Annotated in this window: 13 protein-coding genes; 8 read left to right on the top strand and 5 right to left on the bottom strand. The window is 55.0% G+C overall.

The annotated features are described in order from the left end of the window. The first annotated feature begins 267 nt into the window (after positions 1 to 267). The 7 genes from AC6IZD_RS13410 to AC6IZD_RS13380 all read left to right on the top strand — a co-directional run bounded on the left by AC6IZD_RS13410 (position 268) and on the right by AC6IZD_RS13380 (position 5,992). A complete protein-coding gene (locus AC6IZD_RS13410; RefSeq protein WP_497783821.1) occupies positions 268 to 1,290 on the top strand; it encodes a hypothetical protein in 1,023 nt (340 codons plus the stop codon). A gap of 8 nt (positions 1,291 to 1,298) precedes the next feature. Continuing rightward, positions 1,299 to 1,577, top strand: a complete 279-nt coding sequence (locus AC6IZD_RS13405; RefSeq protein ID WP_497783820.1) for a hypothetical protein — start codon at positions 1,299 to 1,301, stop codon at positions 1,575 to 1,577. Further along, positions 1,561 to 1,959 (top strand): cupredoxin domain-containing protein, encoded by a 399-nt coding sequence (locus AC6IZD_RS13400; protein WP_497783819.1) that lies wholly within the window; start codon positions 1,561 to 1,563, stop codon positions 1,957 to 1,959. Before AC6IZD_RS13405 ends, AC6IZD_RS13400 begins: the two co-directional genes overlap by 17 nt. A gap of 3 nt (positions 1,960 to 1,962) precedes the next feature. Further along, positions 1,963 to 2,424 (top strand): heme-binding domain-containing protein, encoded by a 462-nt coding sequence (locus tag AC6IZD_RS13395; protein WP_497783818.1) that lies wholly within the window; start codon positions 1,963 to 1,965, stop codon positions 2,422 to 2,424. 212 nt (positions 2,425 to 2,636) lie between these two features. Next, positions 2,637 to 3,746 carry a TIGR03118 family protein gene (locus tag AC6IZD_RS13390; protein ID WP_497783817.1) on the top strand — a complete coding sequence of 370 codons (1,110 nt, stop codon included), beginning with the start codon at positions 2,637 to 2,639 and terminating at the stop codon, positions 3,744 to 3,746. A gap of 105 nt (positions 3,747 to 3,851) precedes the next feature. Further along, the gene (locus tag AC6IZD_RS13385) at positions 3,852 to 5,300 is read left to right on the top strand and encodes a hypothetical protein (RefSeq protein WP_497783816.1); all 1,449 of its coding nucleotides are present in this window, start codon (positions 3,852 to 3,854) and stop codon (positions 5,298 to 5,300) included. Further along, the gene (locus AC6IZD_RS13380; protein WP_497783815.1) at positions 5,300 to 5,992 is read left to right on the top strand and encodes a carboxypeptidase regulatory-like domain-containing protein; all 693 of its coding nucleotides are present in this window, start codon (positions 5,300 to 5,302) and stop codon (positions 5,990 to 5,992) included. Before AC6IZD_RS13385 ends, AC6IZD_RS13380 begins: the two co-directional genes overlap by 1 nt. On the opposite strand, the gene AC6IZD_RS13375 is transcribed toward AC6IZD_RS13380, so the two are convergent. The 3 genes from AC6IZD_RS13375 to AC6IZD_RS13365 form a co-directional block, all read right to left on the bottom strand. Then, positions 5,977 to 7,731 carry an ATP-binding protein gene (locus AC6IZD_RS13375; protein WP_497783814.1) on the bottom strand — a complete coding sequence of 585 codons (1,755 nt, stop codon included), beginning with the start codon at positions 7,729 to 7,731 and terminating at the stop codon, positions 5,977 to 5,979. The two genes, AC6IZD_RS13380 and AC6IZD_RS13375, sit on opposite strands and share 16 nt — an antisense overlap. Next, on the bottom strand, positions 7,732 to 8,469 hold the full coding sequence (locus tag AC6IZD_RS13370) for a response regulator transcription factor (protein ID WP_497783813.1): 738 nt from the start codon (positions 8,467 to 8,469) through the stop codon (positions 7,732 to 7,734). Between the two features lie 219 nt (positions 8,470 to 8,688). Then, the gene (locus tag AC6IZD_RS13365) at positions 8,689 to 10,989 is read right to left on the bottom strand and encodes a nitric-oxide reductase large subunit (protein WP_497783812.1); all 2,301 of its coding nucleotides are present in this window, start codon (positions 10,987 to 10,989) and stop codon (positions 8,689 to 8,691) included. 888 nt (positions 10,990 to 11,877) lie between these two features. Between AC6IZD_RS13365 and AC6IZD_RS13360 the strand changes: the two genes are divergently transcribed. Next, positions 11,878 to 12,792, top strand: a complete 915-nt coding sequence (locus AC6IZD_RS13360) for an alpha/beta fold hydrolase (RefSeq protein WP_497783811.1) — start codon at positions 11,878 to 11,880, stop codon at positions 12,790 to 12,792. Positions 12,793 to 13,066: 274 nt separating this feature from the next. Here the strand turns inward: AC6IZD_RS13360 and AC6IZD_RS13355 are convergent, their stop codons facing one another. Together AC6IZD_RS13355 and AC6IZD_RS13350 are read right to left on the bottom strand one after the other, a co-directional pair. Next, positions 13,067 to 15,472 carry an alpha-L-rhamnosidase-related protein gene (locus AC6IZD_RS13355; protein WP_497783810.1) on the bottom strand — a complete coding sequence of 802 codons (2,406 nt, stop codon included), beginning with the start codon at positions 15,470 to 15,472 and terminating at the stop codon, positions 13,067 to 13,069. A gap of 230 nt (positions 15,473 to 15,702) precedes the next feature. Next, a complete protein-coding gene (locus AC6IZD_RS13350; protein WP_497783809.1) occupies positions 15,703 to 16,992 on the bottom strand; it encodes an SGNH/GDSL hydrolase family protein in 1,290 nt (429 codons plus the stop codon).

The raw sequence follows: 16,992 nt of genomic DNA, 5'->3' as shown, positions 1-16,992 counted from the left end.
TTTGTTTATTCTCGCTTCCCCCAGCTTTTCCGCTTGTGAGGACATGCCCAATCATGTTCTTCCGGGTTGCAATGCCGCTTCTCATCCTCCTCTTGGAATGGGAGTCGATTTCAGAGATGCGGCCGACTTGTTCCACATTGTGGCACGGCCTTCAACACAATTTCATTGCACGGTGTTGATTCACTGTTTACCGAAACGTGACAAGCAGGGGGGCAATAGGTCATAGCCTCGATGTAGTCAGCTTTGACCTGGATTCGGAGAACAGACATGAATCGCTTCCAAGCCACTTTCGCTCTGCTTGCGCTACTTGCGGCCAGCGTCGCTGGGCAGGATCGCGACCAGAATGCGCAGACGACTGCCAATCACTTCGAAAAGATCGTGCCCATTCCGATCGTTGCTGGCGGAATCGGGGTTGAATCCACCTTTGACCCGCATCAGAAGAACGCTACGCCGGTGATCGCGCCGATTGTGCTGATCCCGCTTGGGGCTCGCGCACTCATCGAAGCCGAGTTCGAAGCGGAACCCGGAATCACATGGAACGATGGGAAGCTAGCGCCGGTAACGGTAGACAAGTCACTGGAATACGCGCAACTCGATTATCTCGTGTCGAACAATGTGACGCTGGTGCTGGGGAGGTTCGCCACGCCATTCAACATATACAAAGAGCGCATGGACGCTCGGTGGATACGCACACTCTCGGCAGAGCCGCTGATTTTCGACTTCTCTGACAACTCGAATAACGGGGCCGAGCTGCGCGGCAATTTTTCTCTGAACGCCACGAATCAACTCACGTTCATCACTTATTACTCCGCCTTCGTCGACCACACAATTGCAGGCTCTGATCGCCAGACCGGGTTTCGAACAGCGGCTGTGAACTCCAGACACAGAATTGAAATTGGTCTCTCGTACCAACGCAAACTCTCGGGAGCACATTTCAACGCGCTTGGCACAGACATCACCTGGAACCTGCGACGGCTGCCGCTCGATTTCCGCGGAGAGTCTTTGTTCTCCGGGCCTGCGGGCAAGGGATATTGGGCAGAAGCTGCTTGGAGGCTGTCCAGTTCGCGACATCCAAGCTGGTTGCGCCGCGGACAAGCGGTGTTTCGCGGTGAACAGTTCTTCGCGCCTAAAGCCGCGAGCGATATGAGTAGTGCCGAGCGGATCTTCGCGGGATGGAACTATCGCCTGACTGACTTGCTCCGTGTGCAGGCCGCTTACGGACGCCAGTTTGGCTCTCCGGATAATCGCAACATTCTCACAGTCGCCCTAAACCTTCGCTTCATTCAGTAGGAGTCGTAATGACAAACGCAAAGATTAGCTATGTATGTCCGCTACTCGTCTTCTCCGCGGTTGCCTGTGCCGGATTCGGTATCAATACCAAGCGCACGCCTAACGGAGACGAGTTGTACCGCTCAAACTGCACTCGCTGCCACAGCGAGTGGCCCAAGCTCTCCGATCGCCGCATTGAAGTGTCGCTACGACATATGCGGGTCCGTGCAAATCTGCAAACGAAAGATGCGGTCGCTATTGCCCGCTACCTGCAAGGCAAGGAGGAGTCCGATGTGGCCAAGAAATAAGGTTGTGATTCTTGCGATCTTCATCATGATGCAGCTTCATCTAGCGGCCGAAGACGGAAGGGTCATCGAGATCACCGCGAGCAGCGACAATGCATTCCGGGTTGCAGGAGAGAAGTCGCCCGCAATTCGAGCGAAAACTGGAGAAATGCTCAAACTGCGCATCACCGCCCAGCGTGGCACGGAGAGTGCACGCGACGGAGCCGTGCACAGCCTCGTGATTCGCGATCTTCGCGATCAAGGATGGGATATTCGCCTTTTCGAGGGAACGCACGACTACCTGGTCCGAGCTCCTGAAAAGCCGGGCGAGTATCTCGTGGAGTGCACGGTGAAATGTGGCCGTGGGCACGAAGACATGCACATGAAGTTGATCGTTTCGAGGTGACGAATGAAAGTGCAAGCACATGTAATCTTCGGTGTTGCCGTTCTGTTCCTCGCTGCGCAGGGCATCCATCGCCCAGCGACGGTGCCTAACTCTGCGGGGGGAATGCAGCTTTCGAGCAATGTACCTGCTTCGGTGAAGTCTGTTGTAGATCGTTCCTGCAAGGACTGCCATTCCGCGGAGACCGCATGGCCCTGGTACAGCCGCATCGCGCCGGTCTCATGGATGATCCAGCACGACGTGCGCCAAGGTCGCAAGCATCTGGACTTCACGAAATGGTTCGCGCCCGGCTCCAAAGGTCCAACCGCGAATGAGGTGGAGGATATGTGCGATGCAGCTTCGAAGGGTCACATGCCTCCCTCACCGTATCGCTTCATGCATCCGACCTCGAAGCTGACACGTGAAGACGTCGCGGTGTTTTGCCAGTGGGCCGACGAACTCTCCTCCAAGAGCGTCTCTTCTAAATAACGTGAATCACAAACTATTGATGCCCACAGTTTCCGTCGCTGCGGGTTCTCTGTATGCGGTATTTGCCTCTAATCTTTCCCTTACGCAAAGCTCAAGAAATGACCTCGTTGTGACAGCCCTGTGACATAGAGACGGCGAGTGCGCAATAGAGTCTCACGCAACGGTTCGGCATGGGGCCGAATGTAAAAGAATCTTCGCCAATGAGGTGACAAATGAAACTGGTGAGACACTATCACGCGATTTGCGGTCTGGCGCTCGTGCTGTTCATGGCTCCGGCAGCAACTGCACAACACTACACTCGAACCGACCTGACTCGCGATTCCGCGAATGCTTCGCCCACGGCACTGAACACTGACCAGCACCTGGTGAATTCATGGGGACTCGCGCGCGGCAGCGGAAGTCCGTGGTGGGTGTCCGACAACGGTACCGGTCTTTCAACCCTGTACGATGCGGCTGGAGTGCCACAAAGCTTGGTTGTGACGATTCCTGCTCCTCCGGGACAGAACACGCCGTCATCGCCAACGGGAACTGTCTTTAACTTCACAAAGGGATTCGAAGTCGCGCCAGGAAAGCCAGCCTTGTTTCTGTTCGTGACTGAAGACGGCACAATCTCGGGCTGGAATCCGAGCGTCAACGGGACGAAGGCGATTCTGAAAGTCAACCACGCGGGAAAGGCGGTCTATAAGGGTTGCGCAATCGCAATGACCAACAGCGGCCCTCGCCTTTACGTAACAAATTTCCAGAATCGCAAAGTCGAAGTCTACGACGGCAACTTCAATCAGCTAGGGATTGGGGACGGTGCATTCCACTTCGAAGGCACGCAGGACGTGAATGGTTTGCAGCTGGCGCCGTTTGGAATTCAGAACGTTGGAGGCAGTATCGTCGTGACGTTTGCGTATCGCATGTCCGGCTCGAAGGATGAAGAGCACGGGGCGGGACTGGGACAGGTGGGGGTTTTCGATCTCAACGGCAGGCAGCTTCTCCGACTGCAGCACGGTGCTTTCATGAATGCTCCCTGGGGAATTGCGATGTCACCCTCCGACTTTGGCACCTTCAGCCACCGTCTGCTCATCGGCAACTTCGGAGACGGCACGATCCACGCCTACAACACGATGACAGGTCGCCACGAAGGTATTCTGCTTGGCTCTGGCAACAGTCCGATTGTGATCAACGGTCTGTGGGCTCTCAGTTTCGCGGGAGGCGCGGCCCGAAACGGGGCCAGCACTGACCTTTACTTCACTGCGGGGCCAAACGACGAGAATGATGGTCTGCTGGGAAAGATCACTGCATCCAATTCTGAGTTACGTGGGAATTCGGAATGATCGGAGGGCGCACCGGGCCGGCGATCTGTTTGCGCAGACGTTGCCCCGGTGCCGATGTATTCGCGCCTGACGATCGGGGCCATTTGCATCAATCGCCAGGGGTGAATGATGAAGCGCCTCCCAGTGTTGTTGTCGTGCTTCCTGTCTTTGGTCGGAACTGGCTTTGCCCAGCAGGTTCCGTCACAAGATTCTCTGCAAGATCTTCGCGCAGGACTGCGCGACCTAAGCGAATCGCTAAGAGAAACTCGAGATGAGCTCAAGCGAGCCAGAGCTGAGGTCAAGGCTCTTCGCGAGGAGATCGGTCGCATCCGACAGGAGCAAACACCGCATCCCGCTGAAGCATTGAGCGATCGCGTTGCGATGGTCGAGGAAAATCAGCGAGTACTTGAATCACGCGTCGAGCAGCACGAGCAGACGAAAGTTGAAACGGCATCGAAATTCAAGTTGAAGCTCGACGGCATGATCCTCTTCAACGCAGGTATGAACCGTGGGGAGGTCGACAGCATCGATGTGCCGAACCTCGCTCTCCACCCCACAGCCGGACAGAACGCCGGAAGTGTGTTCGGTACGGCGCGCCAGACTCTCATTGGGCTTCAGATACTCGGGCCTGAGATTGGGGGCGCAAAGACGACAGCGGAGCTCCAATTTGATTTCTTCGGTGGATTCCCGAGCGAACTCGACGCCACCGCGATGGGATTGGTCCGCATGCGAGTGGCGCGTGCGGAAATGCGCTGGGATAAGTGGTCGCTGCGATTCGGGCAGGATCAGCCATTCGTCTCGCCGAATTCTCCGTCATCTCTCGCGTCGCTCGGCATCCCTGCAATGGGCTTCTCTGGAAACCTCTGGACCTGGACGCCACAGATTGTTGGCGAGCGTCGCTGGCGCCCTGGCCAGCAATCGGGTGCAAAGCTTGAGTTCGGGATACTCGATCCATTCGACGGAGAGACGCCTTCGGGATTCGAACGTGACCCAGAGGCCGGAGAACGATCACGGAGACCCGCGTTCGCCATTCGCCAAAGCTGGACGCGCGGAGGTTCGCGACCTGCTGAGTTCGGCGCTGGCGCGTACGTTGCACAACAGGACTATGGATTTGGCAGAACCGTTACGGCATGGGCTGGGACTCTGGATTGGAATATTCCATTGCCGCGAAAGTTTGCTCTCAGCGGCGAATTCTTCCGAGGCCGTGCCCTTGGAGGTTTGTGGGGAGGAGTCGGACAGAGCGTCGCTTTCACGGGAGACCCGACGCTAGCTGCGTCAACGGTTCGCCCCGTCAACACTATTGGTGGCTGGACGCAGTTGAAGTACTCACCCACCAGGAAGATTGAATTGAATGGAGTTCTCGGACTGGATAATCCTTTCGCGGCCGACTTGCACGGCAAATCGGGGAGGGAGTACCCAGCCATATTCCAGAACCGGACGGCGATGGTCAATGTAATCGAGCACCTGCGATCAAATCTGCTCGTCTCGCTTGAGTACAGGCATATACGAACTGATTTTGCGACCCGGGCGCAAACCGCAGAACATCTGAACCTGGGTGTTGGAGTGCAGTTCTAATGCGGAGAATTACTCTACTAGCAATCGCATTCTACTTATATAGCGGTTCGCTCACGGCACAGACTCTGGTACTAGGCAAGGTCCGCGTCGCGGATGAGCACGGTGCGCTGGCCGATAGCTCTAGCGTGGTCGTGTGGCTGCAACCACTGGATGCGCCGCCGCCTAAACCGCAAGAACAGCACACATATCGTCTGACGCAAAAAGACAAGCATTTCGCTCCACACCTGCTCGTTGTCCCAGTTGGTGCATCTGTAGAGTTTCCAAACAAGGATCCGTTCTTTCACAACGTGTTCTCGGTCTACAACGGAACACGTTTTGACCTCGGGCTATACGAGAGTGGCAGTTCGAGGCTGGTGAGCTTCCGACGCCCTGGAGCCTCATATATCTTCTGCAACATTCACCCGGAGATGAGTGCAGTTGTTCTTGCGTTAACCACTCCGTACTATGCTGTGACCGAAAAGGCTGGCGATTTTGCCATTGAGAATGTTCCGACGGGTGAATACGAAGTGCATGTGTGGGCGGAACGTGCGCAGAGTGATGAACTCAAGAAGCTTTCGCGAAAGGTGGCCGTCAGTGGCACTCAGGTTCGCCTCAAGACCATGAGCATTGCGGCAGCGCCCAGCATGGCAGAGGGCCATAAGAATAAGTTCGGCCACGAGTACGAGCCAGCGCCCACTTACACGTTGCCGTGAACTGTGACCTGCCGGTCTGTCGTGATTTGGGAAAACTCTCGCGGCATCCTGATCAGCATCGTTGTGCCATGCTCAGACGTGGACTCCACCACGATGTCACCTCCGTGGTCATGCAGTATCTTCTTCGCAATTGCGAGCCCCAACCCAGTGCCGTTGCTCTTGCCGGAACTCACGAATGGCTCAAACAGGCTCTCGCGGACAGCCGGTGGAACGCCCGGACCGTCGTCGAGCACGCGGACGATGAACCCATCTCTTTCGCCGGAGATGTTTACGAGGACGTGGCCTCCATGGGGCGCCATTGCTTCGCATGAGTTCAGAACTACATTGAAGAACACGCGCTCAATTTTGTGTGGATCAAATACGCCACTCGTCTCGCCATCGACCCGAACGGTGACTTCGCTATTACTAAAATCCTGACGCGCGTTTACTGCATCGATGGCTCGGCGTGCGCAGACCGCCAAATCAGCACTCACCGGCTGTAGGCTTGACTGTTCGCGCGTAAGCTCACGGAGGGAATCGATGAGATCGAGCATCTGCTCGGTCGCCGTCTTGATCTCTTTGTAGATCTCATTTCGATCGAGCTTCAGCTGCTCAGCTTCGTATAAGAATTCGGCGTTCGCCACGACGGCCGCCAAATAGTGACGAAGGTCATGTGAGATAGAAGAGGCGGTGCGTCCCAATGCGGAAATGCGCTCGGCGGCGAGTTGATTCCGCTGCGACTCCAGTAGTTTCGGCCGCATCGCAGAGAATGCAGATGCCAATTGTTCGACCTCCGCACTTCCTTTGGCATTGATCTTGAACTGATAGTCTCCGGATGAGAGCGCCTGAATACCCTCGATTACGTTTTCGAGCGGTTGTGTCATGGCACGCGCGATGATGCTGAATACGATGCCCCCAATCATAACTGCCGCTAAACCGAGTACAAAGATGGTTTGATTGATGTGCTCGAGAAAGGCCCGCGTAGCACCGAGCGGTACCAACACAAAGCAGACAACAGCTGGGTCATGTTTCTGCAGGTGAACAGCTCCGATTGAGTACGGCTTCGCTCCGACTCGCAACTCGCTCTGACGAGGAGTACTGGTCGCAGCCAGTTGTAACTCCACATGAGTTGAAACAGGAATCGTCGACGCTATTACGTTTGGTCCGGCGAGCATCGCGACTTCGCTGCGCGAACTCGTTGCTAACCTCGAAACTAACCCCTCGTTCACCTCGTATCCAATGGCAATTACGCCGAGGTCGCGCGCTTCCTCCATGGACCCAGCACGCAATCCGTGGAAGAAGACCCAGTACAGCCGGCCATGATCAAGCCACCAGCTTGAGCGCTCCCCGCGTTCCACAGAGGCACGAAGTTGCGCAATCGTGACATCGTCTGACCAAGTATCGTTTGCGAAGTGTTTCGCCAATAGGCGACCGTCAGGAGAGGCCAATAGGAATGCATCTCCGCCTGACAACTTCCAAAACGCTTCAGAACCGTCCTGAACCGTAGAGCGGTCCTGCGTCGCCATCAGCGCCTTTAAGGTGGGCAACTCCGAAAGAAGTGCGGCCGTGCGTGATAGTTGGTCTTCGCGGTCCGCCTGCACAGTTTGAAGCAGGCTTTCGGAAGCCAGCAAGCTTTCACCGACTTGTTTGCGCACCTGGCTTCGAACAGTTCGTTGCACAATGAACAAACTAGACGCGGTCAACGCTCCGATGATTACGAGCGTAGCAATGACAAGCCGGGTTCGAAGCCGAATGGCCATCTAGTGAGGGCTGCGCGGCGATGCCGGTTCGCTGACGAACTTGTAGCCCACTCCGTGTACTGTTAGAAAGAACTCTGGATTGGTCGCGTCCGCTTCCAGTTTTTGTCGAAGACGAAGTATGTGGTTGTCGACGGTTCTGGTGGTCGGATAGTTGTTATACCCCCAGACTTCATTCAGCAGCTCCTCGCGTGAGACAACTCTCCCCGGTGTCCTTGATAGAAAACGTAATACCTTGAATTCTTGCGCAGTGAGAGCAACTTGCTCGCCGGTGCGCAGGACCTCCATCGTGGTGAAGTTCACTTTGACTTCTCCGAAAGTCAGGGTGTCTTGCGGGAACGCCTCCACGTGATTGGAAAGGGTGGATGCGTGCTTCTCCGCGGATCGGCGCATTGCCCGTCGCACACGCGCCAGCAGTTCTTTAGGACTGAACGGCTTGGTCACGTAATCGTCAGCGCCCAATTCCAGCAGCAAGACTTTGTCTTCGATCTCCGAATTCGCGCTCAGAACAATAATGGGCACCTCCGGTGCGCTGGCCTTGAAGTCGCGGCATAGCTCTTTTCCGGATCGCCCTGGAAGCTTTAGATCGAGCACGACAGCCGAGGGGAACTTCTCCTGAAAGGTAGCAAGCCCGGTCAAACCATCCGGTGCGATATCAACATTCAGAGAGTCGGTTTCAAACAGTCGCTGCAAAGCCTTCTGCAATGGCTTGCTGTCCTCAACGATAAGCACTCGGTCCATTGCGTCTCCAGCTTGAAGCAGCCTCTCTGAGAGGGGAATGACAGAGCTTTCAGACTAGATGCGCCGCCTTCGCAAATTGTCACGAAATTGTAAAAGTCAGGGTAGTCCCTGTGTTCTTCTACAAGTCGCGGGCCTCTCTGAAGTGCGCTTCGGAGATGAGCATCTTGATGCTCCTCCCGTAACACCAGATGTTGACGATGTCCTTGCCCAGCCCGAAGGCTAGTCGTGCGAAGCATGCTCTGAATGAAGGTTCGGACGAACGACGCCTTCGCCTTCTGCTACGTATCCGCGTTCGTCGTAGGAGTATCCGACTACAAGCCCAAGAACGAACCAGCCCAGGATCAGAGCACCGATTGCAAACAGCGAATCGCCCGGTACCCTCATCCAGCGCAAGGTGTTCATCCCGGGCCCATGCAGGAATTCGGCTGAACGCGCATACCACGTGCCGAACTTCACCGACGCCCACGCCTGCAGGAAACCAACCGGCAACATGCTGAGCAGCACCATCGCCATTAGACCGACGTTGATGCACCAGAACGCAATCGCAATCGGCTTGTCTTTCCATGCAAGTCCGGGCTTCAGAGCTCGCAGGCAGAAGAGCATCAGGCCCAACCCCAGCATTCCGTAGACGCCAAATAGCGCGGTGTGTCCGTGAACTGGTGTGGTATTGAGCCCCTGCATGTAGTACAGGGAAATGGGAGGATTGATGAAGAAGCCGAACAGTCCCGCGCCGACGAAGTTCCAAAACGCAACCGCGACGAAGAAATAGATCGGCCACTTGTAAGCTGTTGTCCAAGGAGCATCGACGGTGCCTCGTGCCAGGCGAATGTTCTCCCACGCTTCAAATCCGACGAGAACCAGTGGAACAACCTCGAAGGCACTGAACACAGAACCGAGTGCGAGAACGGAATTTGGCATTCCACTGAAGTAGAGGTGGTGGAATGTCCCAATTATGCCGCCCGACAGAAAGATCACGGTCGAGAACAACACAGCACGAGTTGCAGATCGAACCGACAGCAACTTAAGTCTCGTGAACAGGAACGCGATGACAACTGTCGCAAATACCTCGAAGAAGCCTTCTACCCAGAGGTGGACGACCCACCAGCGCCAATATTCGGCAATCGCCAGGTGAGAGCGTTGTCCATACATAAGGCCGGCGGCATAGAACAGAGGGATCGCAATGGCGGCAATGACGAACATCGTTAACAGTCCGAAATTCTCATCGCGCCGCTGCAAAGCGGGCTTCAAAGCCCGCCACATCAGCCACAACCAGAACACAAGTCCTACAAACAGTAGGATCTGCCACACGCGGCCGAGATCCACGTATTCGAACCCCTGAGAGCCCAACCAGAACCAAAGATTTCCGAGCTTTTGTTCAATACCGAGCCACTCACCTGTAAGGGAGCCGACCACAACGACAACCAGTGCTACAAAAAGGACGTTCACTCCGAGCCTCTGGCCCTTTGGTTCTCTGCCGCCGACTGCGGGGGCGATGTACAAACCAGTGGCTAGCCAGGACGTGGCGATCCAAAAAATGGCAAGTTGCAGATGCCATGTGCGTGAAATCGAGTACGGCAAGAAGGATGCGAGTGGAATGCCATAGAATCCCGCTCCCTCCACACCGTAATGGGCAGTAACGGCTCCAAGTGCGACCTGCACAACCCATAAAGCCGCCACGACGAAGAAGTATTTGATGGTCGCTCGCTGCGAGGGAGTCGGTTGCGACCCGAGGAGCGGGTCTGTACGCGGCATATCCCCGAGGTGTACATTTCGTTCCTCCTCACTGGCGAAATACCACACCATACCTCCAATGCCAGCCAACAACAGTACGAAACTGACTACGCTCCAAACGACCGCACTTGCCGTGGGTGTGTTGCCCACGAGCTCCTCATGCGGCCAGTTTTGCGTGTATGTGACATCCTGTCCTGGACGGTTGGTTGCAGATGCCCATGCTGTCCACCAAAAGAAGGCAGCCATGTCGTGAAGCTTTTTCACATCGGTCAGTGCGCCTTTAGGAATAGCGTAGTCATTCCGGCCATTGCTAAAAATATCTGCATAGTAGCTATTGAGCGACTGGAACGCTCCCATTTCCTCGTTGGGAACGGTGATCACCCCGGTTGCCGGATCGTACGTATTACGGCGGATAATCTCGCGCAAACGTTCGCGCAGCGCTGCTTGTTGTTCACCAGGCAAAGATGCGAAGTCCTTCTCTCCCATCCTTTGTGCCCAGCCGTCTAGAATCAGCACGCTTTCGCGGTGCAGGTAGTCGGCCGTCCAGTCGGGCGCTACATACGCACCATGTCCCCAAATGGATCCAATCTCCTGCCCTCCAAGCGATTGCCAGACGTTCTGCCCGTCGAGGATCGTCGCACTGGAAAACAACTCTGTCCCGTCTTGTGCAATGACTTTGCTCGGAATCGGAGGAGCGGTCCGGATTCCTTGATAACCAACACCGCCAAGGACGGCGAACGAGACAATTAGGACTACGGCGAGAGCAATCCACAATCGACGAAATTCCATTTGGCTTTCGATGCGCTGGACGTAGGGCCTGATGCCATGCTCAGTTCCCAGGGAGAAAGCCTCACAAAAAAGCCGCCGCGTTCCTTTTGCACGAAATCGAGACAGAGTTATCTGTCGAACTTATACCGCATAACGCAACCAGTTCCACCTTCGGAGAGGTTGGCTGTTCGTGTGGCGTGGGGGACTTACCAAATGACTCGCAGTTTAGGTCTGGTGGTCGGCGATCCGGAGGTGTCCGCTTTCCAATCGATTAGTTGACCTACTTGAACTTCGCCCCATACTTCAACGCGACCTTCTTGATCTGTTCCCAAGTGAACTGAATTCGCGATCGACTGCCTGCACAACGGGAGAGATGGCGTTCATGCGTTCTTGAGGGCACGCACGACCTGTAATTCTGGATGGCATGCTCCCAGTGCTGGACGGATTTGAGGTCCTTAGGCAGTTGCGTAAATTGATCAACAGGGCGATCCGACATCCCGAAAGAAGATTCCCATCCCGGTTGAATCACTCGTTCAAGAAGTCGTAGACGACTGCACTTTCGAAGCTGCAGCACACAATGTAACTGCGGAGTACGTCCCCACCTCACACGCAAAGGTCGAGGGGAATCCAGAATTGATCCATGGGGCCGTTGAGAACATATTGCTTAACGCAATTCGCAGATTGGAAACCTCTGGCTTGGGTGTTGGGCACCGGTAAAGATCCGCGTACTGTCGGTGGGCAAGTTCTCGTAGCGTTGCCTCATCCCTGGAAATACATTGCGGCAGCGCCCATGAATGTAATGTCATGAAACTGTTATTGGGTTGGTCCTGAGCCGGGCAGAACCGCATCTATTATGTCCAGCGCGCACTTTGAATTCGCACTGGAGCCTGAACGCTTGCCTGCGGAGGAATGATGATTCGACGTTTTCTGGCCATTACCTTTGTTGCTATCGGCGTGACGTTCTGTCACGCGCAACCCTCGCTGCCATCTAGTTTTCATGCAAAAACCATTCACAGTCCGGAAGCGGCGGACATGTTCGTACGCTGGGGAGGAGCGGGGCCCGTGGTCGTGCTCATTCACGGATATGCAGAAAACAGCGACTCGTGGGCTCCTCTAGCGGCGGATCTCATGAAGGATCACACAGTCGTGGTGCCGGACCTTCGCGGAATTGGCAAGTCGTCGAAGCCTGAAGGTGGGTACGACAAGAAAACGCAGGCCCGGGACATTCGTGCCGTTGTGACCGGGCTGGGATATGACAAGACCTTTGTGGTTGCACATGACATCGGCAACATGGTGGCTTATGCCTACGCTGCAACCTATCCCGACAAGGTTACTAGACTGGTTGTAATGGACGCACCGATTCCAGGTATTGAGCCATGGAAGGAGATTCTGCTTAACCCCGGAGTTTGGCATTTCAATTTTCATGGTCCTGATGCCGAACGGCTCGTAGCGGGCCGCGAGCGTATCTACTTCGACCGAATTTGGAATGACTTTACGGGCGATCCCTCTAAGCCTGACGAAGCGACCAGAAATTTCTTTGCCGCAACGTATGCGCAACCGGGCGGAATGCGTGCTGGGTTTGCCCAGTTCACAGCGTTCTCTCAAGACGCAAAAGACAATGAAGCTTTCGAGCGGGTAAAGCTGACAATGCCTGTTTTGGCTGTTGGCGGAGAGAAGTCGTTTGGTCCGCTACAAGCGGTGATCATGCGACACGTTGCGACCAATGTTCAAGAAGCGGTCGTCTCGGGCTCAGGGCATTGGCTGATGGAAGAGCGTCCAGCCTACACGGTGACACTCATTCGCAACTTCCTCGACTCCCAGTGACGTCACTGGTACTACTCAACAGGAGACCCGAACCGGCCCATTTTGAGAACGGTTTGACGATAAGCCCGCCAAAGCGAGGGCAAGGGCGATCAAAGCCAAAGCAAGTCTGCGCTTGCGAGTGCGAGAAGTGCCGATGCAAGCTGCGAAGGCGAATTCAAGTTCGGACAAGAAAAGAGAAGCATCAACAGGCGTTTATTCTGCGAAGGTGCGGTGGGGTGTAGCTTCGCGCTGAGTGTGCCGTAAGCTTGTAAGTCGCTTACGGCACACCACTGTATTATTGCAGAGCCAGAGTCTGCTTTCCTGGAGAGATGGAGAATGTACGCCCCTTCCATTCCAGCACTCCGCTCAGACCGGGAGGAAGAGTGATGGTTGCATTTATCACTTGTTGAGTCTTGATATAGGACACATGTATTTCCCCTTTGCTGTGAGGCATAGATGCATTCAGCGTTGTTAGGCCAGATAGATGTGGAGCGATGCGAACTCGCTTGAATCCAGCGGAACCCGGATGAATGCCTGCCACAATGGTCAGCAGGTCGTAGTTGGGATGTGCAGACCACGCATGAGCGTCGGAGCGAGTTGGTTCCGGAGTTTCCGCCCATGTGGTCAGTCCAAGGTTCAACATTTCTTTCCACGGCCCCAAAAGCTTCAGGTAAGAATCACCCATGTTTGCGTGATCGATTGCACGAGCGAGATAGAAGCGGAAATAGTAACTCGCAGCCGTCAGATTTTTTGTCGCGGGGTATGCCGGCTTTCCAGCAAGTTCGTCCGCGAGTATCGTCTGCATTACCTGCTGTTGCTTGCCCGAAGGGATGACGTCTAATATCACTCCCAATATGTTCGCGTGTTGGCTGAACTCGCGGTGGGCCGGGGTATCAGCCAGCAGTTGGCGCGTTTCATCCCAACCCAGGCGATATACCGCGGCAGCTGTGCGTCTTGCATTTTCTCGATAGTTTCTTGCTTGGGCTGGGTCGCCTACTGCATCCTCCAAATCGGCGGCATCCCGGAGAGCTGCGATAAATTGTAGTGTCTCTGGGATAGAGCCACCGTCGGCGTCCTCAGGAGGTGCACCGATGGGGGCGAATGACCAGTCCACAAAGTGCCAGAACTCAAAACCGTTTTGTGGCATCTTGCCTAGCAGACCGTCGTAGCGCTGATGGTCCACGAACCAATCGATGACAGAGCGGGCGACGGGCAGAACTTTGCGGGGTAGTTCAGTATCGGGCTGGTACTCCCAGTAGTCGTGCACCATTCCAATCCACAGGAGTGAAAACGGAGGAATGACCTGAACGCCGTTACTCGGATAGCGGCTCTGGGTTAATCCATCGGGAAGAACGGAGTTGGCTAAGGCTTCGATCGCCTGTCTGCCGAGACGGTCATCTCCGGACACGGCATAAGTCATCAGTGCTTCTACACGGGCATCGCCGACGTATTGGAGCTGTTCCCAATAAGGGCAGTCCGTCAGTGTTTCGTGAGCATTCACGCGCAGTGTGCGCCATCCTACCTCCCAAATCTTCTGGAGCTCTCTATCGTCACTGTGGAATGTGGCTTTTTCCGCCAACGGATAAGCCGAAAAGTGAGCGCCCATTCCGAGCAGATCTAGTGGCTGCTCGCCCGTGTCGACATCGATCTGCAAGAATCTCCATGTCCGCCACCACAGCGGCGAGAACGCCGAACGGGCGCTGCCATCGGGGATGAACTCGTCGTGAAGGGAAGCCATGTCCATATGTTTTGCGGATACTTCGCTTCGATTTCCCCGCGATCCTTTCTCGTCAACAAGTGCCTCGGCATACGTCAAACGAATCTTTGCGTCTGCGCCTGATCCGACAAGTAGTTCTGGATATGCTGTGGTAAGCGTCTCGCGATCAAGGAGAATGGATGCATGGGTATGAGCAGCAATATGAACCGGCTGCTCGGGAAAGGCGCTTGCCTGTACACCAGTGCTTCGGATCACGCGCCCCGCACTCACCTGCTCATACTCCATTGGCGGAAGCATATCGGGAACGAGATGCCATGTGTAGTCGAGCACAGATCCTTTCGCGTCTTTCGCAAGAAGCGGATTCGCTACCGGCACCGCAGGGGACCAGTTGCCGGAGAAAGGCAAAACATACCAGTGGGCATCGAGTGTTCGGGCATCCACGGTTTCCCCTGGAGTCGCAGGGAAGCCCTGAAGATGAGCGTGCCATCCACGCTCTACACGGGCGGACCAACTCGCATCTGTATTCGCCGCTTGATCGTTATTGCGGTCAACCCATAGAAGGAAAGCTGTACGTACGCTCACCTGTGCCGCGGGAGATTGATCTCCGAAATTCCAAACTCGCGCTGAAATTGCATTGTCGCCGTGATGTAGAAAAGAGCGAATATCAAAGGTTTCGTAACGCCAGTGATTGCGGTCTCCACGCGCTGGACCTTCGCCGACTCGCTGCCCATTCACAAATAGCTGAAAGCGATTATCGGCACTGACATGTACCGGATAGCTTGGTGGGAGTGTGTTGAACGAAATCACTTTGCGAAATGAAGCGACTTCTGGGCTGTGCTCCGTTTCGCCGAGTGCCGCTATCCACTTGGCATCGGAAGGAATTGTTTCGGCTTGAGCCGTTGGCGCAGGGAGTAAGAATGAGAAAAGGCCAGTAACAACCAAAATTCTAATCTTGTGTGTCAGTGTCGTGTGAGTGGCGAACATTTCAATCTCCGAGTTTTCAACTCATGACGTGTTCTCTCCAGATCGGAGGATACCAAACCTGGACTGTGCAGGGTCACGGTGACATGATTGCGCGAAGGAACTGACGAGTGTGAGTTGGCGGGGGCTAGAAGAATCGTGATCAATGGACATCTTGAGTTATAGGGTGCAGCTCTTTGTGTAAGCTGCACCCTATAGGAATGCGCACTACTGTTGCGAGACAGGGCTCGGCATCACATCACAGGGGACAGCTCAAATGTATGAGCTTTGGGCTGAGCTGCCTCATGCTGCAACTTTGCGACAGCACCTTCGAGAGAGTCGATCGACTCAAGAGTGGAGCGCGATTCCGGAAGCTTGTAATCGAAGAGTCGCACTTGAATATTCCGCCACTTATCGAAATGTATGTCGTTTCGAGTCTGGGTGAGCTCGTAGATTTTCATGGACTGTTCGGTCATCGGTGTTTTCAAGAGAGCAAGATTGATTCCGGCGGCTAGCTCATCGTTGTTGAAAGCACCGACTGCCTCGCCGTCAATCTTGAGCGAATACACTCCGTTAGGAAGCCCCGTCACCTTGAGAGGCTCTTGATTCATCACCTCAGTGATGTCTGAGCTCTGGATCACCAATCCGACCGCCGGTCCTCCTCCCCACATGCTCTGCCACTGCGCGAAGGGCAGAGGTAATGCATCATCGAGTTCCGTCCATCGGATGCCGTTGCCACCTGACAAATCAGATACCGTTGCGTGCAGCGCTGAAGCAACTTTAGGAGTCTTCTTTGAAGCATCGATCGTGACCGCGGCGACAATCGCTCGCCCTTTCCACGCTTTCACAAGATCTCCAGCCATTAGCATGTGACCTGCAAAAGAGGGATGCACGTGCCCGGGAATGATCTCCTTCGCGGTATCCGGCTTTAGTTGTTGGGCTTTAATGAGCGCCTTAACCATGTTGGTGTTCAGGTCGGCTACATCAAGGCCCTCCGCCTTGCTATAGTTCGCAATCCACTTGCCGAAGCCTATCAGGACGTTGTTGTATTGAATGTCGCCACTCACAGGAAAAGCGGGCGGGCCAGTAATGTCGTCGTAGGGAGAGGGCTGAATCGCCGTGATGCGAACCGCAGGCAACGTTGAGCGGACCGAACTGACTATATGCTTGTACCCCGAGAAATATTTCTCGTTGTTTTCGGCCGTCGCGGCCTTGTATCCTCCATCATTCATGCCCAGCATGATGGTCATCACGGTTGGTTTATACGGGAACACGTCACGTTGAAGTCGCGTGTCGATGGGGCCTCCCATTCCACCCGCCACGGTGTCTCCGCCCCACGCCGAGTTAACGAACGTAAAGTTCAGTTGAGGGTACCGCGTGATGGCATAAGTCTCAGCGATCATGGTGTACATCCGCTGCTCGGTGATGCTGTCTCCGTAGAAAACTACGCGGTCACCGTTCTTTAGGTAAAAGCCGTCGTCTGCGCCCCATGCAGCACTCAAGGAGGCGAGAACTAGCAATACAAGTAGTGCACTCTTCCGCAT

The sequence above is a fragment of the Koromonas humicola genome, assembly GCF_059726255.1.
This window is presented reverse-complemented; position numbering and strand designations above follow the sequence as displayed.